Origin of the sequence: Enterobacter sp. LU1 (assembly GCF_008271405.2) — a bacterium.
Taxonomy (GTDB): Bacteria; Pseudomonadota; Gammaproteobacteria; order Enterobacterales; family Enterobacteriaceae; genus Enterobacter; species Enterobacter hormaechei_C.
Map to the genome: position 1 here is coordinate 2310722 of NZ_CP043438.2, position 26400 is coordinate 2337121.

Genomic DNA, 26400 nt, shown 5'->3' on the forward strand with positions numbered 1-26400 from the left:
ACCTCTATTCTATCATGCAGCTGCGCAGCGACCAGTAGCGTAATGTGATATCGGACGCACCTTCGAAGCGTACCTGGGCCGGGTGGTCAGGAAAATAGCGGCTGCTCATGACGCCTTCACCGTGATTGATGAAAATTTCGACGCTGGAACAGTCGCACAGCACGCGTAAATGATGAACATTGCCCTGCCAGTAGCGGGTCAGCGTGTCTGTGGTTTTCAGACTGGCGCGTTCCAGACGGATCCCCTCATCATCCACAATCAGCCGCAACGCGCCGGCAAAATCCACGTTCACGCTCGATGCGCTCAGTTCGAACTCAAGACGCGCTCCCGCCAGCACCGGGGCATCGCTGGCGCGTCCCTGCCAGAGATGTTCATCCTCGCGCAGCGTTTCCAGCTCACGGACCGGGGTTTGCCAGAGCTTACCGTCGCGGTAGCGTAGCTCGCGAGGACAGGTCATCTGGTGGATCCAGCCGTGCGCCCGCGTAGGCTGGAGCATCTCTTCGCCGTCCGGCACGCCCATCCAGCCGATGAGGATGCGGCGGCCGTCTTCTGCCACCGTGGTTTGCGGCGCGTAAAACTCGAAACCGGCGTCAAGCTCATGCAGCTCGCCGTGCGCAAATGCAGGCGTCTGATAATCAAATGCCCCGCTCATCCAGACGGCCGGATAGGTGTTGAGATAGCGATGCGGTTCGCGCGCCAGCCCCTGCGGGCAGCAGATCAAGACGTGTGTGCCATCGAGCACAAACAGATCCGGGCACTCCCACATATAGCCCGCGTCCGTGAGTCCGTTGACGCCGTGACCGGCGATTTCGCCGCAGGACGCCCAGGTGTGCAAATCGGCTGACGTAAACAGCAGCACCTTGCCGCGCTTATGCTGATCCTGCGCGCCGAGCACCATGTACCACTGCCCGTCATGCCACCATACTTTCGGATCGCGGACGTGCCCGGTGTACCCGTCCGGCAGGGGCAACACCGGTCCCAGTTTGGCAAACGTGCCATCGTCATTTTGCACCGCCAGACACTGCCAGGCGGTGCGGCCGCCATCGTCAAACTTAACGTTGCCGGTATAGCACAGGGTCAGCACGCCGTTGTTATCCACGGCGCTGCCGGAGTAACAGCCATTGCGGTCATACTCTTCGTCAGGCATCAGCGCCATTGGCTCGTGCTGCCAGTGCACCAGATCTGCTGAGCTCCAGTGCCCCCAACACTTGTAGCGATGATCGCAGCCCAGCGGGTTCCACTGATAAAACAGATGGTAGCGCCCGGCAAACCAGATAAACCCGTTCGGATCGTTCATCAGCCCTGTCACCGGTGCGGGATGCCACTGCGGATAGTGGCTGTCCGCCAGCGCACGCGGCTGGCCTTGCATAACGGCCTGCAACACGGCAGGCCAGCGGGAAGATAAGGTCATTATTCAGAGTCCGTTTTATATTTCAGCAGCAGAGAGACGGTGAACGCCACGCCAAAGGCAATCACCATGCCGATTATATAGTTGAGCAGCGAGCTGGCCTGGACAATCGCCATGCCGGGAAGCGCCGTCAGGCCAACGGCGGTCATGTAGACATGCACCGACACCACCCAGGCACCGCCCGCCGCACCACCGATCAGCGCCGCGATAAACGGCTTCACAAAACGCAGGTTGATGCCAAAAATTGCCGCTTCGGTGATGCCCAGCATCGCGGAAAACGCCGACGGTAAGGTAATGGCTTTGATTTTGGCATCGCGGGTTTTGAACCACACCGCCAGACACGCCCCGCCCTGCGCCACGTTCGCCATCGCCCAGATCGGCAGCAGGAAGTTAACGCCAATCGACGGATTACCCAGCAGCCCGGCCTCAATGGCGTGGAAGCTGTGGTGAATGCCGGTAATGACAATCACCGAATAGAGCCCACCAAACAGCAGCCCGGCCAGCCAGCCCGCGTGGGCAATCAGGGTGCTAAGAATGAAGGAGATCCCGTCGCCCAGCGCGCGTCCCGCCGGGCCAATAATCAACAGCGCAATGAAGCCGGAGATAATGACGGTCAGGAACGGCGTCAGGATCAGATCTAACGCATCCGGGATCGCCCGGCGCAGCTGTTTTTCCACAATGCTCATAAACCACACCGCCAGCAGCACCGGGAAGACGGTTCCCTGATAGCCAATCATGGCGATTTCAAGACCGAAGAAGTTCATGGTGTGGAAGCCGGACGCTACGCCCCAGGCGTTGGTCAGCGCCGGATGAGTCAGGATGCCGCCGAGCGTTGCCCCCAGATACGGGTTGCCGCCAAACTCCCGCGCGGCGGTGAAGCCAATCAGGATCGGCAGAATAATAAACGCCGCCGAGCTGCACATATCCAGCATGATATAGAGCGCGTTATCCGGATTAACCCAGCCGTAGGTTTTAACCATCCCCAGCAGGCCCATCAGCAGACCCGAGGCCACGATCGCCGGGATAATCGGCACGAAGATGTTGGAGAGCAGACGCGCGATACGCTGGAACGGGTTCAGCTTGCGGGCCGCAATATCCGCCGCTTCCGATTTACTGGACTCGCTAATCCCTGCCGCCTGAATAAACGCGGCGTAAACCTTATTCACCACCCCGGTGCCGAAGATCACCTGCATCTGCCCGGCGTTTCGAAAACAGCCTTTCACGCCTTCAACCTTGCCGATAGCCTGCTGGTCGGCAAGCGCATCATCGACCAGCACCAGACGAAGGCGCGTGGCGCAATGTGCCGCGCTGGCAATGTTCTCTTTGCCACCGAGCAGCGGAATAAGCTCGCGCGCAATATGATTAAAATCCATAGATACCTCTTCCTGACCTCTTTTTATGGTGTTCGAAACGCCCCCGCGATGCGGGAGCGTGAAGGGTTAAAACCAGGTTTCCATCTGCACCCCAAAGTTCCATTCCCCGCCCGCGTTGAAGCCGCTGCTGCCAAAGGCGTCATCGCTGGCGTAGTTATCCAGCTTGCTGCTCCAGTCCATCCAGGTGGCGAACAGGCGCAGCTCCGGACGGCTGAAGAAATCGCCAATTTTGCCCGCCTTTAACGTCGGGGCGAAGGTCAGCTTGTAGAAGCTACCGTTAACCGCATTGCGATCCTTGTAGCCTTCCGGGCTTAAATCCATGTACTGATAGCTGCCTTCGAACGCGAGGGCGAAATTCTGGGTCACCTCTTTGATCAGACGCGTATTGAGCGTGACCCACTCATAGCTGTCGCCCTTCACGTAGCGGTCCTTACTGCTTTGCGCCAGCACGGCGGGCGCAATGTGCCAGCCACCGCCCAGCGGCGTGACACCGTAACTTGCAAAACGCCAGGTATCGGCTTCTGACAGCAGCGCGCCGTCTGAACCAATGCTTTTCACCTCGGCGCCCAGACCGTGGCCGTAAAGCAGCGCCGTTTTGGCGGAACCTTCCCGCAGGCCGTAGAAGCTCTCGTTATGCAGACCAACCAGCGCATGTACCCCGTTATTGGCCGCGTCGGTTTTAATCGGATCGCCGTTGCTGTCCTTACGGTCGTCATTATCTTTTGCCCGTAAGCCGCTGACCATCATCTGCACCGGCCCGGCGAAGTGATTCATGCTGAGGATGTAGTTCTGAACGTTGTTGTCGATCTCCTCTTCGCTGCCGAAGTTACGGCCATAAAGGGAGAAGTTACTGCGCAGCGTATCGTTCCACTTCACGTCGTAGACGCCGCCGCCGGTCCCGGCGAGAAACACCACGTCGGAATCCAGCCAGTGAATGTCGAAGTTGTCGCGGTCAAAACGCTTACCCGCCCAGAAGGTACTGCCCTTCAGCGCACCGGTAAAGTCAGGCAAATTGCCCAGCTCGGCAAAGGCCTGACGAATGTTCAGGTCGCTGCTGTCTGCCGACCAGTCGTTATAGGTTTTCTGGCCGTCGGCCAGCATCGCCTTAAAGCGCGTCGTCGCACCATTCTCCAGCGTCTGTTTGTGCTCAACATTCAGCTCAACGTAGGTATCCGCTTCGTTCCCCAGACGCCCGATGGCCCCGCCCGTTTCCCCGGCGGGCGTCAGATAAGGGCCGCTTTTGCTGCTGGAGGCCGCGTCGTTCATCAGCAGGCCGGAACGGGCGTAACCGTGAAATTCAAAACCGCCTGTCCGGTCGGCTTTTTCTTCCAGCACCGTGGTACGTTGCGCCACCGCCTGTGTGGAGGTTTGCGCTTCCTGCTGCGCAGCCACCAGCTGCTGTGTTTTCTGTTCCGCTGCCGTTGCGCGCTTTTCAGCAACCTGCGCGCGGGTTTCCGCCTCCTGCAAACGCTGCTCCAGCGCCGCCAGGCGCGCTTCGATACGTGTCATATCCGTCTGGGCAAAAACAGAGGTACTCCCGGCCAGCATGCCTATCATCACGGCAAGTCTGCGTTTTTTATACATTTTGTCGCATCCCTAATAACTATCGGTGAAAGTGCTAAATTGCTAAACCGGTTTAGGCTGATGATACTAAACCGTTGAATTTTGGATCGGCAACGTTTTTTGCTAAACCGTTTTAGTAAGTGTGATCGAGGCGACAATTCAGGCCGCCGACCGGAGGCCTGGAGAGGTGAATTACAGTTCGTGATGATAAGGCAGCGCGGTCATTGCCCCTTTTGCGGTTGTCGCCAGCGCCCCACAGCGCTGCGCCAGCGTGATGACCTCTGAAAGACGGGCCTGGCCATCACGAGCCAGACCGAACAGCAGCCCGGCGACGAAAGCATCCCCCGCGCCGGTGGTATCAATGCATTCCACGGGTGATGCAGGATAGTGCGTCAACGCGCCTTTCTGCCAGGCGGTGACGCCCTCTTTTCCCTGTGTCACCAGCACCAGCCTGGCCGGACAGGTGCGCATCAGCGCCGCCAGCCCCTCATGGACCTGCGCATTTCCGGTTAAGAACGCCAGTTCTTCCACCGAGATTTTCACCACATCTGCACAGGCTAATGCCCGCTCAAGGCACTGACGCAGCTCGACTTCATCGTGCCAGAGATCGGCGCGGATATTGGGGTCAAAGCTGACGAATCCCCCCGCCAGTCTGATAGCGGACATCGCCTGAAACGTCGCGGAACGGCTGGGTTCGGCGCTGAGCGCGATAGAGCAGACGTGCAGCCACTCCCCGGCGCGGAATGGCGGGAGATCGGCAGAGTCGAGGAATAAATCAGCGCTCGGGCGAACCATAAAGGTAAAGGAACGTTCACCGTCGTTATCGAGATCCACCACCACCGTGGAGGTGCGATGCTGCGGGTCCAGGCGCAGCCATTCTGTATTAACCTGCTCATCCGCAAGCGTTTTTTGCATAAAACGCCCGAAGGGGTCGTCGCCCACCCGGCCTATAAAGGCGCTTCTGCCGCCCAGACGCGCAACCCCTACCGCGACATTGGCCGGTGCGCCGCCAGGACATTGCAGCAGTTTGCCCTCTCCGTCGGGCAACAGATCCACCACGGCATCGCCAAGTACCCAGATCGTCTCCATATCACCTTCTTAGCTAAATCATGTTAAACCGGTTTAGCTATTTAAGCACAGGCAGGGTGTCGGGGAAATATGGCGAGGGAAAAATTGCTTAACCCACCCGATGGGGCCAGTGAATATCACCCACGCCATTGAGCTGCGGGCGGGCGAACAAAAAGCCCTGGAAGCGGCGAATACCGGCGGATTCAAGCCAGCACCACTCTTCTATCTTCTCAATGCCTTCTGCGACCAGCGTAATCTCCAGATCGGTGCAGCAGCTGATTATCGACTTCACAATCGCCTGCTTGGGCCCGCTCAGGTGGATATCGCTGACGATCTCTCTGTCGATTTTGAGCTTATCCGGCTGAAACCGGGTGAGCAGTGAAAGACCAGCATAGCCGGAACCAAAATCATCTATCGCCAGCCCAACCCCTTCCGCGCGCAGCTGTTTAATGGCGCTGTTAAACTGGTTGAAGCCAGAGATCATCTCGTTCTCAGTGACTTCAATGATCACCTGCTCTGGCTGTAGATTGTGCTTTTTGATCTGCGTTACCAGGAACTCTACCGCGCCCGGCACGTTAACCAGCGACATTGGCAGCAGGTTCACCGCCAGTTTGTGGCTGCCGATGCCGAGCTTTTGCGCCAGCGCAAAGGTCCAGGCTTTGGTTTGCAGGTCGACTTCGTAAATCTGTTCACGATCGAGACTACGGAAGAAATGCTCCGGGCTGCCGCCGTCGTTTCCGCGTATAAGCGCTTCGAGAGAACTGATTTTGCCTTCGGACGGCTCGACAATGGGTTGCAGCGCAAACTGGCAGGGCTGTCCCGCCAGCAGACCTAACCCTTTACCAAACGGCGCGCGCTCTCGCGAAAGCGTCCATTTATCAGGCTCATAGTCCGAAGCGGGTGGGATAGCGGTTTTGCCGGTGATAAAGGTCTGAATAAATTTGAAGACCCGATCCTCAGAAGTCAGATAGCTTTCCAGCTTGCTGTAATGCAGAACCGACGCCAGAACCGCTTTCGGGGTCTGAACGTCCAGGTCAAACAGCAGCATTCCCACGTCTTCGAAACGTCTGCGCGGGCCGTAATCGCGCATCAGCTCCACCACGCCGGTATGCCGGTCATCCGCACGGATGGTGTTAAAAAGCGCGACGACGCGCTGTTCCGTGCCTTCGAGAATTTGCAGAACGTCACGTCCACGGGAGAGAAGAATGCCTGAGATGCCCTGCTCCGTATTACGGATCCTGGCCTGTTCGACCAGCGCGCTTAACGCTGCGGAGGTGCAGGTTAAGCTCAGCTGGCTTCGATAAATAAGAGTTGTCAGCACAGAAACGGGGTCCGGTATGGGGTATACGCCTGAACGGTACTGTTTAACACAGTTCCCCGGTGTGACCTAATCTATTCCACGTCGGGCTTAATTCTCCCCGATACGGCTGTCGATCCGCGTCTGCATATAATCGTAGAACGGATTCGACGTCACCCGCATCAGCGCATCTTTGCCGACACTCAGAACCGATGTTTCTCCCCACAGGGCTATCGTCCCCAGGCTGATACCGTAGTGGTTTTTCACCTCAGGATGGCGGCCATACAGATCGTCATCAGGCGGGAACGGAATAGCAACATGCGACAGGGAATAAACCTCCTGCGGATACGCGACCGACAGCGGCATCACCGTTTCCCGGGTGCTACCCGCTGGCGTCGTCTTTGCCACCATATCAAACCTGTCGGGGCTGGCATTGGTCACAATTGTGACGCTGTAACGTCTTTTTGCCTTGGGCAGCATGTCAGCCACCGCCGTCCAGGACGATGGCCTGAACAGTGGACGGAAACTCCCGGCCTGGTTGATATCAAAAACTACCAGTTCGCTGCCGTTTGCCGGAAGCTGGTCAAACAGCCCGCTAACCACGGCGCGGGTACTGACCGTTGAATCCATGACCGACTGAAACGCCAATACCGGCGGAAGCTGCGCCAGTTTGTGATCATGAACATCGCGGTTTATCTGCTCATGCAGCGCCTGGGTAAGCAGCCAGGACTGACGTGCTGCATTCACCGGGAACGAATTGTATTTATAAGGATTATATTCCGGCGAAATATTGAGCCACGCGGCTTTGGCAAACGCCGGTAACATGGCCGGTAACCCGGCGAATCCGGCAAAGCGCGCAAACGCCGTGACGCCAATCATCGGTGAGAGCAAAACGATCTGCTGAGGTTTACGCAGTTCAGGCGCATCAAGAGCGTCGAGGGCGTATTTCATCGCCAGCGCCCCGCCGTTGGAGTAGCCCACCAGATGCAGGGGGAGATCGTTCCCCGTCAGGCGTGTCGCTTCACGAACCGCAAGGCGCGATGCGGCCAGCCAAGCCTCCCAGTCAACGTCTGTCAGCGCGCCCGGCGCCGTGCCGTGTCCGGGCAAACGAGGCACTACGGCCACAAAGCCGTGCTGTTGATAATTCACAGCCAGATGCCTGACGCTGTAGGGCGAATCCGTCAGACCGTGTAGCAATACCACCGCCCCGCGCGGCTTTCCGGCAGGCATCAGCACGAACGACCGGTTTGCATCCGGGGAAAAGTGTCCTGGCCACACCAGGCTCTGGCGGTAATAACGGTTCAGCGGCGTGCGCTCTGCGGGTGTGACATTCGCCGTCACCTCAGCGTCGAGAGCGGTGAAGATGGCGTTTTCCCGCGCGACATACGCTGCGAAGGTCGCGTTATCCATCTCCTGCACGGACATTTCGTCAGCCCGCCAGGTGTGCCAGTGATGCAAGGCCGGCCCCTGCTGCGAAAGATAAACCCGCACCGCCAGCAGCACGAGCACAATGATCCCGATGACCATCGCTATTTTTTTTGCGAGAGCCATCAGGCGCACGCTGACCCGCCAGGGCAAATTCGCCATGTTAGGCTCCCTCCCTTATCCACAGAGCGTTTATCTTACCAAAAAATGTGAAGAGGCTGACGTATTCACCAAATAGATACCGCTCAGGCCGGACACTGCACCAAAAGTGAACTACGCTGCACAAATGTTGAGCATCTGTTAAACAAATATTGCATTAACTTTGCTGCACAGCGCGTTTTCGCCGCAATGTGAACATGGCACGCGTCCTGCATTGTTAATCCGGTAACAGAAACCCGGCCTTTGACAGCCAGTTAACAGCGAGGCGGTATGACGACCAAACCTGAGGTGTTGAGCCGTATCGAAGCGACCTTTAGCCAGCTCACCCCGAGCGAAAAACGGGTGGCAAGCTGGATGCTGGCGCACGTCGGGCAGATCCCCTTTGAAACGGCAGAGAGCGTGGCGCTGGCCACGGCAACCAGCGGGATCACCGTCGGACGCTTTCTGCGCAAGCTGGGCTATCGCAACCTGGACGACGCCAAAAAAAGCCTGCGCAATCCCCACCAGCCCTGGGGCATTAACGAGCGTCTCGACTCCTGGAAGCAGCAACAGCCGCTGTCGGATCGCCTTCAGCACTCCCTGTCGCTGGAGGTGGACGCCATTGCCCATGTCTACCAGCTGGCGCAAAGCGAAACGTTCAGGCAGGTGGTCCAGCAACTTACCCATGCCGACGCCGTCTTCGTGCTGGGGATCCAGTCCACGCGCGGGATCGCCAATGCGTTCTTCAGCCATCTGGAGTACCTGCGCCCGCGGGTGAGCTATTCCGAAGGGCTCTCCGGTAGCTGGGTGGAGTCGCTTAACTCCGGCTTTGCGAACCCGTATATCGTGCTGACGGATACCCGCGCCTACTCCGCCATTGCCCGCCAGTACTGCCGCGTGGCGAGCGAAAAAGGGCTGGCGATGGCGCTGATCACCGATATCTGGTGCCCGTGGGCGCGGGATTACCCGATTGATTTACTCCAGGTGAAAACCGATACCGGCCATTTCTGGGATTCGCTGGCGCCGGTGAGCTGTCTCTTCAACCTGCTGCTGTCGGGCGTTGTGGAGGCGCTGGGCGATGCGCTGCCGGAACGTCTGGCAATCAACCGACAACTACAACAAGAGTTTGGACAATTTGAACGCTAAAGGAGCGGAGCTATGCCTGAAGAGAGTCAACTGATTGATGTGGCGAAAACCTTTCCCACGCTGCATATCGATCTGAAATACGCGACCGCCGATAACATCACCGGCCGCCCGATCTACCAGCACGCCGCGTGCCTGCTGCATACGGATGCCGCCACCGCGCTGGCGAAAGCGATCAGCATCGCCGCGCTGGCCGGTCTGAAGCTGGTGGTTTACGACGCCTACCGCCCCCAGCAGGCGCAGGCGCAACTCTGGGATGCCTGCCCCAATCCGGAATACGTGGTGGATGTCGCAATTGGCTCTAACCACAGCCGGGGCACCGCCATTGACGTCACGCTGATGGATGAACACGACAACGTGCTGGATATGGGCGCCGGGTTTGACGAAATGCACGACCGTTCTCATGCCTGGCACCCTTCCGTTCCGCCCGAGGCGCAGCGAAATCGTCTGCTCCTGAACGCCGTGATGTACGGCGGCGGTTTTGTGGGCATCAGCAGCGAGTGGTGGCATTTCGAACTGCCGAACGCCGCCAGCTACCCGCTGTTAGATGACCAGTTCGCCTGTTATCCGACCACACACTCACTCTAATTCTGGAGCCCGGCCATGAAAACTACGCTGCTTACAACCCTGATTGCCGCTACGCTCGCCCTGAGCGCCCCTCTCGCGCTGGCGGCGGTGCCAAAAGATATGCTGGTGATTGGGAAAGCTGCCGATCCGCAAACGCTGGATCCGGCGGTCACTATCGATAACAACGACTGGACGGTGACCTACCCCTCGTACCAACGTCTGGTGAAATACAAGCCTGGCACCACGGAGGTGGAAGGCGATCTGTCGACGGGCTGGAAGGCGTCTGACGACCAGAAAGAGTGGACGTTCACCCTGGCAGATAATGCAAAATTCTCCGACGGCACGCCGGTGACCGCCGAAGCGGTCAAGCTGTCGTTTGAACGTCTGCTGAAAATTAATCAGGGACCTTCCGAAGCGTTCCCGAAAGATTTGAAAGTGGACGCGGTGGATGAACATACGGTGAAATTCACCCTCAGCCAGCCGTTCGCCCCGTTCCTCTACACGCTGGCCAATGACGGCGCGTCGATCGTCAACCCGGTGGTGCTGAAAGCCAATGCCGCCGACGACGCGCGCGGTTTCCTGGCGCAAAACACCGCGGGTTCCGGACCGTTTATGCTGAAAAGCTGGCGGAAAGGTCAGCAGCTGGTGATGGTGCCCAACCCACACTGGCCGGGTGAAAAGCCGTACTTCAAGCGCGTCTCGGTGAAGATTATCGGTGAAAGCGCCTCGCGTCGCCTGCAACTTTCCCGTGGCGATCTGGATATCGCCGATGCCCTGCCGGTGGATCAGCTTGCCGCTCTGAAGCAGGAAGGCAAAGTGGCCGTGGCGGAATACCCGTCCCTGCGGGTGACCTACCTCTATCTGAACAACAGTAAGCCTCCGATGAATCAGGTGGATTTGCGCCGCGCGGTCTCCTGGGCCACCGATTATCAGGGGATGGTGAAAGGCATTCTCAGCGGGAACGGCAAGCAGATGCGCGGCCCGATCCCGGAGGGCATGTGGGGCTTCGATGCGAACGCCATGCAGTACAGCTTTGACGAGGCTAAGGCCAAAGCGGCGCTGGAGAAAGTCAACGATAAACCGGCCAGCCTGACGTTCCTCTACTCCGATAACGACCCGAACTGGGAGCCTATCGCCCTCTCCACGCAGGCGAGCCTGGGCAAGCTGGGGATTAACGTCAAGCTCGAGAAACTGGCGAACGCCACCATGCGCGACCGCGTCGGCAAAGGTGATTATGACATTGCGATTGGTAACTGGAGCCCGGACTTCGCTGACCCGTACATGTTCATGAACTACTGGTTCGAATCGGACAAAAAAGGGCTGCCGGGTAACCGCTCATTCTATGAGAACAAAGAGGTCGATGCATTGTTGCAGGCGGCACTGAAAACCACCGATCAGGCGGAACGCACCAAAGATTACCAGCAGGCGCAGAAAGTGGTGATTGACGAGGCGGCTTACGTTTATCTGTTCCAGAAGAACTACCAGCTGGCGATGAACAAAGAGGTCAAAGGCTTCACCTTTAATCCGATGCTTGAGCAGGTCTTTAACATCGCCACCATGAGTAAGTAACGGCCCACGCCGGGGGGAAGTGTATGACGTTCTGGAGCATCGTGCGCCAGCGCTGCTGGGGGTTAATCCTGGTGGTGGCCGGTGTCTGTATTATTACTTTTATTATTTCACACCTGATCCCCGGCGATCCGGCCCGCCTGCTGGCCGGTGACCGCGCCAGCGATGAAATCGTGCACGGCATCCGCCAGCAGTTGGGGCTGGATCAACCGCTCTATATTCAGTTTGGCCGCTATGTAGAGGCGCTGGCGCACGGCGATCTGGGCACCTCCATTCGCACCGGTCGCCCCGTTGCGGAAGATTTGAAAGCCTTTTTCCCCGCCACGCTGGAACTGGCCTTCTGCTCTTTGCTGCTGGCGCTGGTGATTGGCGTACCGCTGGGCATTTTATCGGCGGTGTACCGTAACCGCTGGCTGGATCACCTGGTGCGACTGATGGCGATGACGGGCATCTCGATGCCTGCCTTCTGGCTGGGACTGGGGGTAATCGTTCTGTTCTACGGGCAACTGCAAATTCTGCCCGGCGGCGGCAGGCTGGACGACTGGCTCGATCCGCCTGCCCACGTTACCGGCTTTTATCTGCTGGACGCCCTGCTGGAAGGCAACGGCGAGGTGTTTTTCAACGCCCTACAGCACCTGATTCTACCCTCCCTGACCCTGGCCTTTGTGCATCTGGGTATTGTGGCGCGTCAGGTGCGTTCCGCGATGCTGGAGCAACTGAGCGAGGATTATATTCGTACCGCCCGCGCGAGCGGGTTGCCGGGCTGGTACATCGTGCTGCGCTACGCCTTACCCAACGCCATGATCCCCTCCATTACCGTGCTCGGGCTGGCGCTGGGCGATCTGCTGTATGGGGCAGTCCTTACCGAAACCGTGTTTGCCTGGCCGGGAATGGGTGCCTGGGTGGTGACCTCCATTCAGGCGCTGGACTTCCCTGCCGTCATGGGCTTCGCGGTCGTGGTATCGCTGGCCTATGTCTTCGTCAATCTGGTGGTGGATCTGCTGTATCTGTGGATCGACCCGCGAATCGGGCGCGGAGGTGCCGAATGATGTTAACTCAGGAAACGCCCGTCCCCGTCAGCACCGCCAAACAGCGCATCAACTGGGCAAAGCTGTTCTGGATGTTACGCAAAAGCCCGCTCACGCTGATCGGCGGGGTGATTATGATCGTGATGCTGCTGATGATGGTGGTCTCGCCGTGGATAGTCCCGCACGATCCGAACGCGCTGGATCTGACCGCGCGATTGCAGGCGCCTTCAGCCCAGCACTGGTTTGGCACCGATGAGGTAGGCCGGGATCTGTTCAGTCGCGTGCTGGTAGGCAGCCAGCAGTCCATCACGGCGGGGCTGGCGGTGGTGGTGATTGCGGGCGGCATCGGTTCTCTGCTCGGCTGTTTGTCCGGCGTACTCGGCGGGCGCGGCGACGCCATCATTATGCGTATCATGGACATTATGCTCTCCATCCCCTCGCTGGTGCTGACGATGGCGCTAGCCGCCGCGCTCGGCCCAAGCCTGTTTAACGCAATGCTGGCGATTGCGATTGTACGCATTCCGTTTTACGTGCGGCTGGCACGCGGGCAAACGCTGGTGGTGCGCCAGTTTACCTACGTACAGGCCGCCCGCACCTTTGGCGCATCGCGCTGGCACCTGATCAGCTGGCATATCCTGCGTAACGCCCTGCCGCCGCTGATCGTTCAGGCATCGCTGGATATCGGCAGCGCCATTCTGATGGCCGCCACGCTGGGCTTTATTGGATTAGGCGCGCAGCAACCCACCGCCGAATGGGGCGCGATGGTGGCCGTGGGGCGTAACTACGTGCTTGACCAGTGGTGGTACTGCGCGTTTCCGGGGGCGGCAATTCTGATCACGGCAGTTGGGTTTAATCTGTTTGGCGATGGTCTTCGCGACCTGCTGGATCCCAAATCAGGAGGGAAGCAGTCATGAGTGATTCCGTATTATCAATTGAAGATTTGCACCTGAGCTTCCCCATTTTTCGCGGTGACGTCCACGCGCTCAACCACGTCTCGCTGGAGATTGGCCGGGGTGAAATTGTCGGCGTGGTGGGCGAATCCGGCTCGGGAAAATCGGTTACCGCGATGCTGGCGATGCGCCTGCTGCCGGAAGGCAGTTACCATATTCACCATGGACGGGTCAGGCTGCTCGGTGAAGATGTCCTGAACGCGTCGGAAAAACAGCTTCGTCAGTGGCGCGGCGCCAGGGTGGCGATGATTTTTCAGGAGCCGATGACGGCGCTCAACCCCACGCGCCGGATTGGCAGGCAGATGGTGGAGGTGATCCGCCAGCATCAGTCGCTTTCCCGCCGCGACGCGCAGCAGAAGGCGATCGCCCTGCTGGGCGAGATGCAAATCCCGGATGCGGCACAGGTGATGGATCGCTATCCGTTTGAGCTTTCCGGCGGCATGCGCCAGCGGGTGATGATCGCCCTTGCCTTCTCCTGCGAGCCGGAGCTGATCATTGCCGATGAGCCGACCACCGCGCTGGACGTGACCGTTCAGCGTCAGGTGCTGCGTCTGCTGAAACACAAAGCGCGCGCCAGCGGGACGTCGGTGCTGTTTATCAGTCACGATATGGCGGTGGTATCGCAGCTTTGTGACCGGATGTACGTTATGTACGCGGGCAGCGTGATCGAAAGCGGCAGCACGCAGACCTTGATCCACCATCCTGTGCACCCCTATTCGATTGGCCTGCTGCGGTGTGCCCCGGAAAATGGTGAACCGCGCGAGATCCTCCCGGCCATTCCCGGCACGGTGCCTAACCTCAGCCACCTCCCGTGCGGATGTGCCTTTCGCGAACGCTGTTTTGCTGCCGGGGCGAAATGCAGCGAAACGCCGCGCTTAATTTCCACGGGCGCAGAAGGCCAGCAGGCTGCCTGCTGGTACCCACAACAGGAGAGACGCCATGTCTGAGGTACTGCTGGAACTGGATAGCGTGCATGTGAATTTTCCTGCGCGCAAAAACTGGCTGGGGCGCGTGACGGAGCAGGTACACGCCCTCAACGGCATGGATCTCCGGATCCATCGCGGCGAAACGCTGGGCGTTGTGGGGGAATCCGGCTGTGGAAAGAGCACGCTGGCGCAGCTGCTGATGGGCATGCTCAAACCGAGTACCGGTGCCTGTCAGCGCGCGAATGCGGCAGGCGGTATGCAGATGGTATTTCAGGACCCGCTCTCGTCCCTCGACCCGCGTTTACCCGTCTGGCGCATCATTACCGAGCCGGTGTGGATACAGCAACGCCGCAGCGAACGGGAGCGTCGTCAGCTGGCTGAGACGCTGGCGCAGCAGGTGGGCATTCGGGCGGAATATCTTGACCGCCTGCCGCATGCGTTTTCGGGTGGACAGCGCCAGCGCATCGCTATTGCCCGGGCGCTCTCTTCGGATCCGGACATCATCGTGCTGGATGAACCCACCAGCGCGCTGGATATTTCCGTCCAGGCGCAGATCCTCAATTTGCTGGTTGCCCTGCAACAGCAGCGAAATCTGACCTACGTGCTGATCTCGCACAACGTCTCGGTGGTCCGGCACATGAGCGACCGGGTGGCGGTAATGTATCTGGGGCAGATCGTGGAGCTGGGTCCGGCGGACCAGGTGCTGGGCAAGCCACGGCATCCGTATACGCAGCTGCTGCTTGACTCCGTTCCCCGTACCGGAGAACCGCTGGACGAAGATCTGGCATTACGCAAAACCGATCTCCCCGGTAATCGCCGCCTGCCCGATGGCTGCTACTTCCGCGACCGCTGCCCGCTGGCAGTTGAAGGATGCGAACGGCCGCAGCCGCTTCAGCCCGCAGCCGGAGACCGAAGCGTACGCTGCTGGCGTAACCGCTAGATTTGCGCCATCCCGCCATCGACAAACAGCTCCGTGGCGTTTATAAAGCTGGCGGCATCGGACGCCAGAAACGCCACGGCTTTTCCGACTTCGCCCGGCGCGCCCAGGCGACCCAGCGGCACCTGGGCCGCCAGCGCATCGTATAATCCCTGACGCTGTTCTTCGGGAACCAGATCGCCAAGACCGGGCGTTTTCACGGGGCCAGGGCTGACGACGTTGACGCGTATCCCGCGGCCCTGTAAGTCCAGCGCCCAGGAGCGGGCAAAGTTACGCACGGCGGCTTTACTGGCGCTGTAGACGCTAAAATTCGCCGTCCCCTTAATTGAAACCGTCGATCCGGTGAGGATAATGGATGAACCAGAGGAGAGCAGCGGCAGCGCTTTCTGGACGGTAAACAGCACGCCGCGCACGTTGGTGGCAAAAATCCGGTCAAACTGCTCCTCGGTGATGGCGCCCAGCGGCAGCATGTCGCCGCCCCCGGCGTTGGCGAACAGAATATCGAGCCGTCCTTTTTCTTTAGCAAGCTGCGCGTAAACCGCATCCAGATCGGCCATTCTGGAGACGTCCGCGCGGATAGCTACCGCCGCGGCGCCAATGTCTGCCCGCGCAGCATCCAGTTCGGCCTGACGACGTCCGGTGATATAGACCTTCGCTCCCTGCGCCGCCAGCTCCTGTGCCGTTGCGAGACCAATACCGGTGCTGCCGCCGGTCACCAGAGCGATTTTTCCTGCAAGCGTTGTATTCATACTCATAACCTTCTGTTGTGATGTAAAAGAGGAGCGTTTGCCCGCGTCAGGCAGACTTTAGATCTTGCGGGATTCGTGATAAACGGGCAAAAATGAAAATGAATTTTCACAGCAGGAAATAATCAGAGGAGATCTGTGTGGATCAGCTAATGGCAATGCGCGCCTTTACGCGGGTGGTTGAATCCGGAAGCTTTACCCGAGCGGCAGACTCCCTGAACATGCCGATAGCTACGCTGAGTAAGCTGGTAAAATCACTTGAAGCGCACCTGGAAACACGGCTGCTGCATCGTACTACGCGCCGGGTGGTCACGACGGCAGAAGGCATGGAATACTACGAGAAAGCGCTGCGGGTATTAATTGATATAGAGGACATTGATACCGCCTTTCGCGCATCGTGCTGCACGCCTAAAGGCCATTTGCGTATCGACGTGGGGGGGTCAACCGCCCGGGACGTGTTGATCCCCCTGCTGCCGGATTTTTTTCAGCGCTACCCGGACCTGCGCATCAACCTGGGGGTAGCCGACCGTCCGGTAGACTTAATCAGTGGAAACGTAGACTGCGTGATCCGCGGCGGCCCGCTGGATGACTCTTCGCTTATCGCCCGGCATATCGGTGACGCCCGGATGATAGCCTGCGCGACGCCGGGCTATCTTAAGACCCACGGCATCCCTGCCTATCCGCAGGAGCTGCGCAACGGCCATAAGCTGATTAGCTACCTTTCCCCCGTTACCGGACGCGCATTCCCGTTTCGGTTTCTCGATCGGGATGAACCGCTGGAGATCAGCGTTCCGCACCATCTTGGAGTCAATGAAAGCAACGCACACCTGGCCGCGGCGCTGGCGGGTTTAGGGATTATTCAGACGTTTGGCTATGCTGCGAGAGCGCATCTGGAAACGGGCGCGCTGGTAGAGATCCTGAGCGACTGGCGTCCTAAGGCGTATCCTTTTCACGTGGTCTATCCACAGAGTCGGCATTTAACACATCGCCTGAGAGTGTTTATTGCGTGGCTTGCCGAGGTCTTCCCTGCGGCGGTGAAAGGTTAGCCGGGCATTTGCCCGGCCAGATATCAGTTCAGTTTGTAATCCAGCGTGATTTCGGCTTTCAACAGCTGCGACACCGGACAACCCGCCTTCGCTTTCTGAATAATGCCGTCGAACTGCTGCGGATCGATACCCGGTACCGTCACCTTGCTTTGCAGCGCCACTTTGCTGATGGCAAAACCACTGTCGGTTTTATCCAGCGAGACATCCGCCGTGGTATCGATGGAGTCGGCGGTATAACCCGCTTCGCCCAACATTAGCGACAGGGCCATAGAGAAACAGGCCGCGTGCGCTGCGCCAATCAGCTCTTCCGGGTTGGTCCCTTTTTCGCCCTCGAAGCGGGTGTTAAAGCCGTAAGGTTGCTGGTTAAGGACGCCACTTTCTGTTGAGACCGTCCCTTTGCCGCGTTTGATGTCGCCAGACCAGTGTGCTGAACCGTGCTTATGAATCGTCATTCTTGCTCTCCTTTTGGCTTACAAAGGGATAAGTATAGGACGCATAATCCATTTTGCAGGGAAGACAGATTAGTCCGAGCGCGTGGCAAGGTGGTTTGCCAGCGCGTCGAGGAACACACGCTGCGCCGCAGGCTGATAGTCTCGCGACTGATAAATACCAAAAATACCGATTGGTTTTGGCGTAAAGGCGCTGAGCACCGGCACCAGGCTGCCCTGCCTTAGCGCCGCGTCGGCCTCGCGCTCGGGCAGCATGGCAATACCACAGTGGTTTATCGCCGCCTCCATCAGCAGTGACGAGATGCTGGCGCTGAGATTGCCGCTGACCGCCGTCGTGATCGGCTCCCCTTCGGGCGTCAAAAAACGCCACGACTGACCGGCAAAAAAGCTGTAATGCAGGCAGTTGTGCCGTGCTAAGTCCTCCAGCTGCTCTGGAACACCCCGGCTGGCAAGGTAGTGCGGCGAAGCGCAAAGTACGGACCGACACTCTCCCAGTCGGCGGGCGATCATGCCCGGTTCGGGGTTATCGGTGATGCGGATCGCCACGTCAATTCGCTCGCCCACCAGGCTTACCGGATGGTTGTTAACATCCAGCTCAATGCGCAGCTGAGGGTAACGCTGCAACAGATCGGGCAGCACCGGAGCGATAATCTGCATCGCGGTAAAATGCGCGCAGGCGACGCGAAGCGTGCCTGAGGGTAAATCCTTCACTGACTGATCTTCAATTTCCTGAGAAATTTGCGAGAGCGTACGCGTCTTTTGCAGGACCTTCTCTCCCGCCGCCGTCAGCGTCAGCTTGCGGGTGGAGCGGTTCACCAGCCGCGCCCCGGCCCACTTCTCCATCTGCTCCAGATAACGGCTCACCATCGGACGGGAGATCCCCAGCGCCCGCGCCGCCGCGCTTAAACTCCCCAGCTCACAGATGCGGTTGTACACCTGGGCGGCAATAACGCGATCCATTTTGACCTCCATTTGCTCGATTTATGAAACTAAGCATCTCCTGTTTCAGGAATTCTGGCAAATGAAGAGATCCGTACAATAGAGACTTTCCTGAAGAACAGAGAGATGACCATGACCATCGCCCGCCTTGCTTTGCTGACAACCCTTTTCACTCCGGCCGTCTTTGCCGCGCCGTTGACCGTTGATACGTACAACCCGCAGGAAAAAGGCATTTTTGCCGTTTCTTCCACCCTGGTGTCTGGCCCGAAAGAGGCGGTACTGTTTGACGCCCAGTTCAGCGTGAAAGATGGCGAAGCGCTGGTAGAAAAAATTCGCCACAGCGGTAAAACGCTGAACAAAATCGTGATCACCTCCGGCGATCCGGATTTCTATTTCGGCCTGCAACCGCTGGTGAAAGCCTTCCCTAATGCCAAAGTTGTCGCCACGCAACAGGTGGTGGACCATATCAAGGCCACAAAAGACGCGAAGCTCGCCTTCTGGGGGCCACAGATGAAAGACGGCGCGCCGACGCAGCTCTACGTGCCGCAAGTGCTTGCCTCAACCACCTTTATGATTGACGGTGAAAGAGTGAATATTGAAGAGCCTGAGAGCTATGCGGCGTATGTCTGGATCCCATCCGCAAAAACCATCCTCGGCGGCACGGGCGTCTCATGGGGCATTCACGTCTGGACGGCAGATACCCAAACGCCGGAAAGCCGCAAACAGTGGCAGCATACGCTGGATAGCATGGCAGCCCTTAAGCCTGAACACGTTATTCCGGGCCACTACCTGGGGACACCGCCAGCAGGTACCGGCGCTATCGACTTTACCCGTCGCTATCTACAGCAGTTTGAACAGGCCCTCACGGCAGATAAAGCGTCAACCGGCGTCATCAACGCAATGAAAAAACAGTGGCCGAATCTGGCGGAAGCCAGTTCGCTGGAACTGAGTGCAAAAGTGAATACCGGCGAAATGAAGTGGTAATAGCCTGATTATCTCCTGCTATATTTAAATTTTTTATAGCAGGAGTTAACTATGCCATCGTCAGTAAGGGGCATCGACCATATTGGTATTACGGTGCCCGACATTGAAAAAGCCACCCTATTTTTTGAACGCGCTTTCGACGCTCAGGTTTTATATCATTCTGTCGATGCGCAAACCGATAATATTGATCAGCCCGCCCAGCAGCACACCTTAAAATTATTTCCCGGCACAAAAATTCACGCCATTCGCATGCTCGTCATGCCCCACGGACCCGGCATAGAACTTTTCGAAATGCATGGCCCTGAACAGGGAATGCCCGCCCGCGCCAGCGACTTTGGCCTCCAGCATTTTGCTGTTTATGTTGATGATTTTGATAAGGCGATAGCCGCTTTCACCGCTGCTGGCGGGGAGATGTTTACCGCGCCAAAGCCGCTCACGTTTCCGGATGAGCAAGGTGAAGGTAATGCTTTCTGCTATGGGCAAACCCCCTGGGGCAGCATTGTAGAATTGATTTCCTGGCCAACGCCCATGCCTTATGAAAAAACGACAAATTTACGCCGCTGGAAACCCTGAATTTTATTTCTGTGCTACGGGAGATGATATTTTTATTTCCAGGACGAATCTGAACCACAACGGCGAAAATATTTGCCAATCTGAATGCGAATTACGATTTTGCACGCCGTAACATTAAACAGACAACGACACGGAGGCAGCATGTTTACTTATTACCCGGCACATACCACAGCAGCACAACCCGAACTCGTTAACGCGATTGCGCAGGGTCTCCAGGCGGAGCACGGTGTTGTTACCGAAGATGACATTTTGATGGAACTGACCAGGTGGGTGGAAGCCACAGACAATGACATCCTCAGTGACATCTACCAGCAAACCATCAACTATGTGGTCAGCGGGCAAAATGCACCTTTGTAAAAACCTGCTAAGCTGGATCTGCAACCTAAGGGGTTACATTTCGTTTGCGTGAGCAAACTTGTCCTTAAAACTATCAACGGGATTGAGGAGTTAATATGAAATCGAACCGTCAGGCACGCCACATTCTGGGACTGAACTACAAGCTCTCTAACCAGCGCAAAGTGGTTATTGAAGAGGGGAGCGAAACGCAAGTGACCCACGCCACCGGCAGGAAACGTCAGGCAGGCAAGTAAGTTCCAGTACGAAATCCACAACACCATCGGTTACCCCGGTGGTGTTTTTGTTTATGTGTTGCGGTAATTAATATTTAGCTCCTTTATAATACCGCCCGACCGCACCCCGTAGCACAGGCCAGAAAGATGACAAACAGCAGTGTCAGGGACGGATCTTCTTAAAAAGAGTGAGTGACATGGACAACAAACTGAAAAAACATCGTTCCCTTTATATTCCTTACGCCGGTCCGGTTTTACTGGAGTTTCCCCTTCTGAACAAAGGCAGCGCCTTTAGCATGGAAGAGCGCAGCAGCTTTAACCTGCTGGGTCTGCTGCCTGAAGTGGTTGAAACCATTGAAGAACAGGCGGAACGCGCCTGGATCCAGTATCAGGGCTTTAAAACCGAAATCGATAAGCACATCTACCTGCGTAATATCCAGGACACCAACGAAACCCTCTTCTACCGCCTGGTGCAGAACCATCTCGAAGAGATGATGCCCGTCATTTACACCCCAACCGTCGGCGCGGCGTGTGAACGCTTCTCAGAGATCTACCGTCGTTCCCGCGGCGTGTTCATCTCCTATCAGAACCGTCACAACATGGACGACATTCTGCAAAACGTGCCTAATCACAACATCAAGGTGATCGTGGTAACCGATGGCGAACGTATTCTGGGCCTTGGCGACCAGGGCATTGGTGGGATGGGGATCCCCATCGGTAAGCTCTCGCTGTATACCGCCTGCGGCGGGATCAGCCCGGCCTACACCCTGCCGGTTGTGCTGGACGTGGGGACCAACAACCAGCAACTGCTGAACGATCCGCTGTACATGGGCTGGCGTCACCCGCGCATTACCGACGACGAGTACTATCAGTTTGTTGATGATTTCATCCAGGCCGTGAAGCACCGCTGGCCGGACGTGCTGTTGCAGTTCGAAGACTTCGCACAGAAAAACGCCATGCCGCTGCTGAACCGCTACCGCGATGAGATCTGCTCGTTCAACGATGACATTCAGGGCACTGCGGCAGTGACCGTGGGGACGCTGATTGCCGCGAGCCGTGCGGCAGGCAGCCAGCTCAGCTATCAGAAAATTGTCTTCCTGGGTGCAGGCTCCGCGGGCTGCGGCATCGCCGAGCAAATTATTGCCCAGACCCAGCGCGAAGGCTTAAGCGAAGAGCTGGCTCGCTCCCGCGTCTTTATGGTGGACCGTTTTGGCCTGCTGACCGACGGTATGCCAAACCTGCTCCCGTTCCAGACCAAACTGGTGCAGAAGCGTGAAAACCTGAAAAACTGGGATACGGATAACGAAGTGCTCTCGCTTCTTGACGTGGTGCGCAACGTGAAGCCGGACATTCTGATCGGCGTATCCGGGCAGACCGGCCTCTTCACGGAAGAGATTATTCGCGAGATGCACAAGCACTGCGAACGCCCTATCGTGATGCCGCTGTCTAACCCGACTTCACGCGTGGAGGCAACGCCGCAGGATATCATCGCCTGGACAGAAGGTAAGGCACTGGTCGCGACCGGCAGCCCGTTTGATCCGGTGCTGTGGAAGGACAAACTCTATCCCATCGCACAGTGCAATAACTCCTATATCTTCCCGGGTATTGGTCTGGGGGTTATCGCCTCCGGCGCGTCACGCATCACCGACGAAATGCTGATGTCCGCGAGCGAAACGCTGGCAGGTCACTCACCGCTGGTGAATAACGGTGAAGGCCTGGTACTGCCGGAGCTGAAAGACATTCATAAAGTGTCCCGCGCAATTGCCTTCGCGGTAGGCAAAATGGCGCAGCAGCAAGGCGTCGCGGTGAAAACCTCTGCCGATGCGTTGCAGCAGGCGATTGACGATAACTTCTGGATGCCGGAATACCGTAGCTATCGTCGTACTTCTATTTAAGCATTGCCCCTCACCCAGCCCTCTCCCCAAAGGGGAGAGGGTTAGGGTGAGGGGAATATACGGCACCTCCCACTAGCCAAACCCATTTTCCCCCGCTACACTCCCTTCATCCATTAACCTACTGAATATATAAGGAGGCCAATTATGCTGTACTGTGAAATTTTCAATGTTTCACATACATTTGGTGATCGCACCAGCTCAAGCGTTATCGGTATCGTGCTGCGATAACTTCCGCTTGAGCGAAGACACCAACCCCTGAAATCCCTTCTCTCGGGCTTACTGAGTTATCGTCAGCGATGTTTGACGAGGCATAAACATGCCTGTAACTCCTGGGTAAGCAACAATGAGCACTTTACTCACTGCACATTCTTTACGCGTTGATACGGCCTTCGGCACGCTCTTCGACTCTCTCTCCTTTACGTTAAAAAAAGGCGATCGCATCGGCCTGCTGGGTGATAACGGCTGCGGAAAAAGTACGCTGCTGAAAATCCTCGACGGGACGCAGTCCCCTGCTGCCGGAACCGTTTCACTGGCGGGACATTGCCTGCTGGCGCGCGTGGAACAACATCTGCCGGAGACCCTTGATCCCCTGACCATGCTGGATGCGGTGCTGGCGCAGCTGCCGATCGGTGAGCGCGACAGTTTGCGCTGGAAAGCCGAGTCGCTGCTGGCCGGAATGGGCTTCACGACGCAGGAAACGGCGTTAACCTCCGCCACGCTGAGCGGCGGCCAGCATACGCGGTTGCTGCTGGCACGAGCGTTGATAAGCGATCCGGATCTGCTGCTTCTGGACGAACCGAGCAACCACCTTGACCTGCCGACCCTGCTGTGGCTGGAGCAGTTTCTACAAAACTGGTCCGGCAGCTTTGTGCTGGTCTCACACGACAGGCAACTGCTGGACGCGGTAACCAACGGCAGCTGGATCCTGCGCGATAAAACGCTGCACGCCTTTGCCCTTCCCTGCACTGCCGCCCGTCTGGCGCTCGACGCAAAAGACGAAAGCGATGCGTTGCGCCATAAGGCAGAGCAAAAAGAGATCGACCGCGTCACGGCCAGCGCACGGCGTCTCGCGAACTGGGGCAAGGTCTATGACAACGAAGATCTCTCCCGTAAGGCTAAGCAGATGGAAAAACAGGTCGAACGCCTGAAAGAGACCCAGACGGAACTGACGGCGGGAAGCCCGTGGACCTTAACCCTGCGCGGGGACGCGCTTCGGGCCGACCGCCTGCTGGAAATGACTCACCTCGGCGTCCCCCCGGCGCCGGGTCTGCCAGACCTGTTTACTCTCGACAGCGCGCGGCTGAAGAGCGGCGATCGCGTGGCGATTGTGGGTCGTAACGGCTGCGGAAAATCGTCGCTGCTGAAGCTTATCTGGCGACATTTTCGCGACGAGATCGCGGACGAGCGGCTTAAGCGTCATCCGCGCGTCTCACCCGGCTACTACGACCAGACGCTGCACCAGTTGCCAGATGATGCGGCGCTGCTTGATGCGCTGGAGCCTTTCGCGCCAGATCCGCAGACCCGTAAAATGGCGCTCATCAGTGCCGGGTTCCCGTGGGCGCGTCACGGGCAAAAAGTCAGTACGCTGAGCGGCGGGGAACGTTCGCGCCTGCTGTTCGTCGGCCTGACGCTTGCCCGTTATAGCCTGCTGATGCTGGATGAACCGACCAACCACCTGGACATGGAAGGCAAAGAGGCGCTGGCGGAAACGCTGCAACAGTTTGAAGGCGGAGTGCTGCTGGTGAGCCACGATCGTCAGTTAATTAGCCAGAGCTGTAACCGCTTCTGGCTGATTGAGGACGGCAGGCTGAGCGAATGGCACGATGCGGAGGCTGTGTTTGAGCGTCTGCGTGAGGACACCGGTCCGGTTGTACCTGAGGCATCGAATAACGCATTGAAGGCACCCTCTTCAGCGTCTGACGATCTGCTCGAACGCCTGGTTGCCCTGGAAACGCTGCTGGAAGAGGATTTGGCGCGTAAGCCAAAACACCAAAAACCGCAATTACAGGCGCAATGGCGAAAAGAGATTAAGGTGATAGAAGCGCAACTGTAAATCTGAGCCCGGCGGTGGCGTCGCCGGGCCAGTGTTTTTCACCCCAATTTATGAGGGGTACAGCCTTTTCTTAATCCGAAAATGCATCAAATAATGACATTATGTTGCGGTTGCCTTGCATTACAGCGCCAAAGTATTAATCCTTAATGGGTAATCAGACCTGCTATGCAGATACTCATCATGAAAGGAGAAACACATGAAGGCTGCTGTTGTCACTCAGGATCATCAGGTTAATGTCACAGAAAAAACCTTACGCGCGCTCAAACATGGTGAAGCGCTGCTGAAGATGGAGTGCTGTGGCGTTTGCCATACCGATCTCCATGTTAAGAATGGCGATTTTGGCGACAAAACCGGGGTGATCCTCGGCCACGAAGGGATTGGTATCGTCAAAGAGATTGGTCCGGGCGTCACGTCGCTAAAAGTAGGCGATCGTGCAAGCGTGGCGTGGTTCTTCGAAGGCTGTGGCCACTGTGAATATTGTAATACCGGCAACGAAACGTTGTGCCGTGACGTGAAAAACGCGGGTTACTCCGTTGACGGCGGCATGGCGGAAGAGTGCATCGTAACCGCGGATTACGCGGTTAAAGTCCCGGACGGGCTGGACTCTGCGGCGGCCAGCAGCATCACCTGCGCCGGGGTCACCACCTACAAAGCGGTAAAAGTCTCTGACATCAAACCCGGCCAGTGGATTGCGATCTACGGCCTGGGCGGTCTGGGCAACCTCGCGCTGCAATACGCCAAAAATGTCTTCAATGCGAAGGTTATCGCCATTGACGTGAATGACGAGCAGCTGAAGCTCGCTGCCAGCATGGGCGCAGACTTAACCGTGAACTCCCGCAGTGAAGATGCGGCAAAAGTGATTCAGGAGAAAACCGGCGGTGCGCATGCGGCGGTGGTGACGGCGGTAGCGAAAGCGGCCTTCAACTCTGCCGTTGACGCAGTTCGCGCCGGTGGCCGCGTGGTGGCTGTTGGCCTGCCGCCGGAAGCGATGAGCCTGGATATTCCACGTCTGGTCCTCGATGGGATTCAGGTAGTGGGTTCCCTGGTGGGTACCCGTCAGGATCTGCTCGAAGCCTTCCAGTTTGCGGCTGAAGGTAAGGTGAAACCGAAAGTTACAATGCGCCCACTGGAAGATATCAACGCCATCTTCAAAGAAATGGAACAGGGCCAGATCCGTGGCCGTATGGTGATTGATTTACGTTCTTAACCGCGGTGGCCGGGTAGCGGCTCTGCCCTGCCCGGCTTTTCACGTGGACGAACGGCGATCGGAAATCCATTCCTGAACCTCGATCTGGAACGTGTCCGGCGCTTTTCGATACATCTTCCGCGCCAGATCCAGGATGGTATGGCGCCCTAACTCCTCTTCCATCCGCTGCTGCGCGCTGTCCATGACCGAGCGCACCCCACACGGGCCGTCACAGACCCAGGCAGGTGGCGTTTCATCAAACACCGCCAGGCGCTGACGCACTTCCCGACACTCAAACATATTCTTCTCGCCGTCGATGGCGTGCGCCACGTCCAGCACGCTGATCAGCTCCGCCGGACGCGCCAGCCGGAAGCCTCCCCCTTTGCCTTCGGTGCTGATGACCAGCCCCGCGCGTGATAAACGGGTGAAGATTTTTCCAAGATAGTCGTACGGCACGCCCTGCAAGGCCGCCATCTCCCGGACGCTCATCTCACGTTCATTGCCTTTTGCATCCACCATACACATCAGGCTATGAATGCCATATTCCACACCAGAACTGTAAAACGCCATG

General features: G+C 57.7%; 25 protein-coding genes. 15 read left to right on the forward strand and 10 right to left on the reverse strand.

The window, feature by feature from the left end; all coding sequences use genetic code 11:
- Window positions 1-4: 4 nt before the first annotated feature.
- The 6 genes from FZF21_RS11150 to FZF21_RS11175 all read right to left on the reverse strand — a co-directional run bounded on the left by FZF21_RS11150 (window position 5) and on the right by FZF21_RS11175 (window position 8296).
- Entirely contained in the window at window positions 5-1411 is a 1407-nt protein-coding gene (locus tag FZF21_RS11150) for a sucrose-6-phosphate hydrolase (RefSeq protein ID WP_047738591.1), read from the reverse strand.
- A complete protein-coding gene (locus FZF21_RS11155; protein WP_003857085.1) occupies window positions 1411-2781 on the reverse strand; it encodes a sucrose-specific PTS transporter subunit IIBC in 1371 nt (456 codons plus the stop codon). Before FZF21_RS11155 ends, FZF21_RS11150 begins: the two co-directional genes overlap by 1 nt.
- A 66-nt stretch (window positions 2782-2847) precedes the next feature.
- Complete coding sequence (locus tag FZF21_RS11160) at window positions 2848-4365, reverse strand: carbohydrate porin (protein WP_023303760.1); 1518 nt, start codon at window positions 4363-4365, stop codon at window positions 2848-2850.
- A gap of 171 nt (window positions 4366-4536) precedes the next feature.
- Window positions 4537-5433 carry an aminoimidazole riboside kinase gene (locus tag FZF21_RS11165; protein WP_032648360.1) on the reverse strand — a complete coding sequence of 299 codons (897 nt, stop codon included), beginning with the start codon at window positions 5431-5433 and terminating at the stop codon, window positions 4537-4539.
- An 88-nt stretch (window positions 5434-5521) separates the two neighbouring features.
- Complete coding sequence (locus FZF21_RS11170; protein WP_017693396.1) at window positions 5522-6733, reverse strand: diguanylate phosphodiesterase; 1212 nt, start codon at window positions 6731-6733, stop codon at window positions 5522-5524.
- Window positions 6734-6820: 87 nt separating this feature from the next.
- On the reverse strand, window positions 6821-8296 hold the full coding sequence (locus FZF21_RS11175; protein ID WP_063945881.1) for an alpha/beta hydrolase: 1476 nt from the start codon (window positions 8294-8296) through the stop codon (window positions 6821-6823).
- A 267-nt stretch (window positions 8297-8563) separates the two neighbouring features.
- Between FZF21_RS11175 and FZF21_RS11180 the strand changes: the two genes are divergently transcribed.
- From FZF21_RS11180 to FZF21_RS11210, 7 genes are read left to right on the forward strand one after another with little or no spacing between them, the layout of a single operon-like run.
- Window positions 8564-9418, forward strand: a complete 855-nt coding sequence (locus tag FZF21_RS11180) for a MurR/RpiR family transcriptional regulator (RefSeq protein WP_047719541.1) — start codon at window positions 8564-8566, stop codon at window positions 9416-9418.
- Between the two features lie 12 nt (window positions 9419-9430).
- Entirely contained in the window at window positions 9431-10003 is a 573-nt protein-coding gene (gene ddpX, locus FZF21_RS11185; RefSeq protein WP_032648365.1) for a D-alanyl-D-alanine dipeptidase, read from the forward strand.
- 15 nt (window positions 10004-10018) lie between these two features.
- Window positions 10019-11551, forward strand: a complete 1533-nt coding sequence (locus FZF21_RS11190) for an ABC transporter substrate-binding protein (protein ID WP_032648367.1) — start codon at window positions 10019-10021, stop codon at window positions 11549-11551.
- 23 nt (window positions 11552-11574) lie between these two features.
- Complete coding sequence (locus FZF21_RS11195) at window positions 11575-12597, forward strand: ABC transporter permease (RefSeq protein ID WP_149121323.1); 1023 nt, start codon at window positions 11575-11577, stop codon at window positions 12595-12597.
- Complete coding sequence (ddpC, locus tag FZF21_RS11200) at window positions 12594-13490, forward strand: D,D-dipeptide ABC transporter permease (RefSeq protein ID WP_006810694.1); 897 nt, start codon at window positions 12594-12596, stop codon at window positions 13488-13490. The genes FZF21_RS11195 and ddpC overlap by 4 nt, the downstream gene beginning before the upstream one ends.
- Entirely contained in the window at window positions 13487-14473 is a 987-nt protein-coding gene (locus FZF21_RS11205; RefSeq protein ID WP_047738594.1) for an ABC transporter ATP-binding protein, read from the forward strand. The genes ddpC and FZF21_RS11205 overlap by 4 nt, the downstream gene beginning before the upstream one ends.
- On the forward strand, window positions 14466-15392 hold the full coding sequence (locus FZF21_RS11210; protein ID WP_045345153.1) for an ABC transporter ATP-binding protein: 927 nt from the start codon (window positions 14466-14468) through the stop codon (window positions 15390-15392). The genes FZF21_RS11205 and FZF21_RS11210 overlap by 8 nt, the downstream gene beginning before the upstream one ends.
- On the opposite strand, the gene FZF21_RS11215 is transcribed toward FZF21_RS11210, so the two are convergent.
- Window positions 15389-16138, reverse strand: a complete 750-nt coding sequence (locus FZF21_RS11215; protein ID WP_149121322.1) for an SDR family oxidoreductase — start codon at window positions 16136-16138, stop codon at window positions 15389-15391. The genes FZF21_RS11210 and FZF21_RS11215 overlap by 4 nt on opposite strands.
- A gap of 137 nt (window positions 16139-16275) precedes the next feature.
- Here FZF21_RS11215 and FZF21_RS11220 point away from each other — a divergent pair, with 137 nt between their 5' ends.
- Window positions 16276-17181, forward strand: coding sequence for a LysR family transcriptional regulator (locus FZF21_RS11220; protein ID WP_032653645.1), 906 nt, complete (start codon window positions 16276-16278; stop codon window positions 17179-17181).
- Between the two features lie 23 nt (window positions 17182-17204).
- Here FZF21_RS11220 and FZF21_RS11225 read toward each other — a convergent pair whose 3' ends face one another.
- Complete coding sequence (locus FZF21_RS11225) at window positions 17205-17633, reverse strand: OsmC family protein (RefSeq protein WP_003857069.1); 429 nt, start codon at window positions 17631-17633, stop codon at window positions 17205-17207.
- A 69-nt stretch (window positions 17634-17702) separates the two neighbouring features.
- Window positions 17703-18590: a LysR family transcriptional regulator gene (locus FZF21_RS11230; protein ID WP_023303768.1), complete on the reverse strand. Its 888-nt coding sequence runs from the start codon at window positions 18588-18590 to the stop codon at window positions 17703-17705.
- Window positions 18591-18701: 111 nt separating this feature from the next.
- Between FZF21_RS11230 and FZF21_RS11235 the strand changes: the two genes are divergently transcribed.
- From FZF21_RS11235 to adhP, 7 genes are all read left to right on the forward strand, one after another.
- Window positions 18702-19553 carry a Vmh family MBL fold metallo-hydrolase gene (locus FZF21_RS11235; protein ID WP_047738865.1) on the forward strand — a complete coding sequence of 284 codons (852 nt, stop codon included), beginning with the start codon at window positions 18702-18704 and terminating at the stop codon, window positions 19551-19553.
- 51 nt (window positions 19554-19604) lie between these two features.
- On the forward strand, window positions 19605-20126 hold the full coding sequence (locus FZF21_RS11240; RefSeq protein ID WP_017693390.1) for a VOC family protein: 522 nt from the start codon (window positions 19605-19607) through the stop codon (window positions 20124-20126).
- A gap of 141 nt (window positions 20127-20267) precedes the next feature.
- Window positions 20268-20483: a biofilm-dependent modulation protein gene (gene bdm / locus FZF21_RS11245; RefSeq protein WP_015570485.1), complete on the forward strand. Its 216-nt coding sequence runs from the start codon at window positions 20268-20270 to the stop codon at window positions 20481-20483.
- 95 nt (window positions 20484-20578) lie between these two features.
- Window positions 20579-20716: a stationary-phase-induced ribosome-associated protein gene (gene sra, locus FZF21_RS11250; protein WP_000841561.1), complete on the forward strand. Its 138-nt coding sequence runs from the start codon at window positions 20579-20581 to the stop codon at window positions 20714-20716.
- A gap of 176 nt (window positions 20717-20892) precedes the next feature.
- Window positions 20893-22590, forward strand: coding sequence for an NAD-dependent malic enzyme (locus FZF21_RS11255; RefSeq protein WP_006810704.1), 1698 nt, complete (start codon window positions 20893-20895; stop codon window positions 22588-22590).
- Window positions 22591-22933: 343 nt separating this feature from the next.
- Complete coding sequence (locus tag FZF21_RS11260; protein ID WP_047738598.1) at window positions 22934-24643, forward strand: ABC-F family ATP-binding cassette domain-containing protein; 1710 nt, start codon at window positions 22934-22936, stop codon at window positions 24641-24643.
- 196 nt (window positions 24644-24839) lie between these two features.
- Window positions 24840-25850, forward strand: coding sequence for an alcohol dehydrogenase AdhP (adhP, locus tag FZF21_RS11265; protein ID WP_006810706.1), 1011 nt, complete (start codon window positions 24840-24842; stop codon window positions 25848-25850).
- A gap of 39 nt (window positions 25851-25889) precedes the next feature.
- On the opposite strand, the gene FZF21_RS11270 is transcribed toward adhP, so the two are convergent.
- Window positions 25890-26399, reverse strand: a complete 510-nt coding sequence (locus FZF21_RS11270; RefSeq protein WP_015570482.1) for an Rrf2 family transcriptional regulator — start codon at window positions 26397-26399, stop codon at window positions 25890-25892.
- Window position 26400 lies beyond the last annotated feature (1 nt).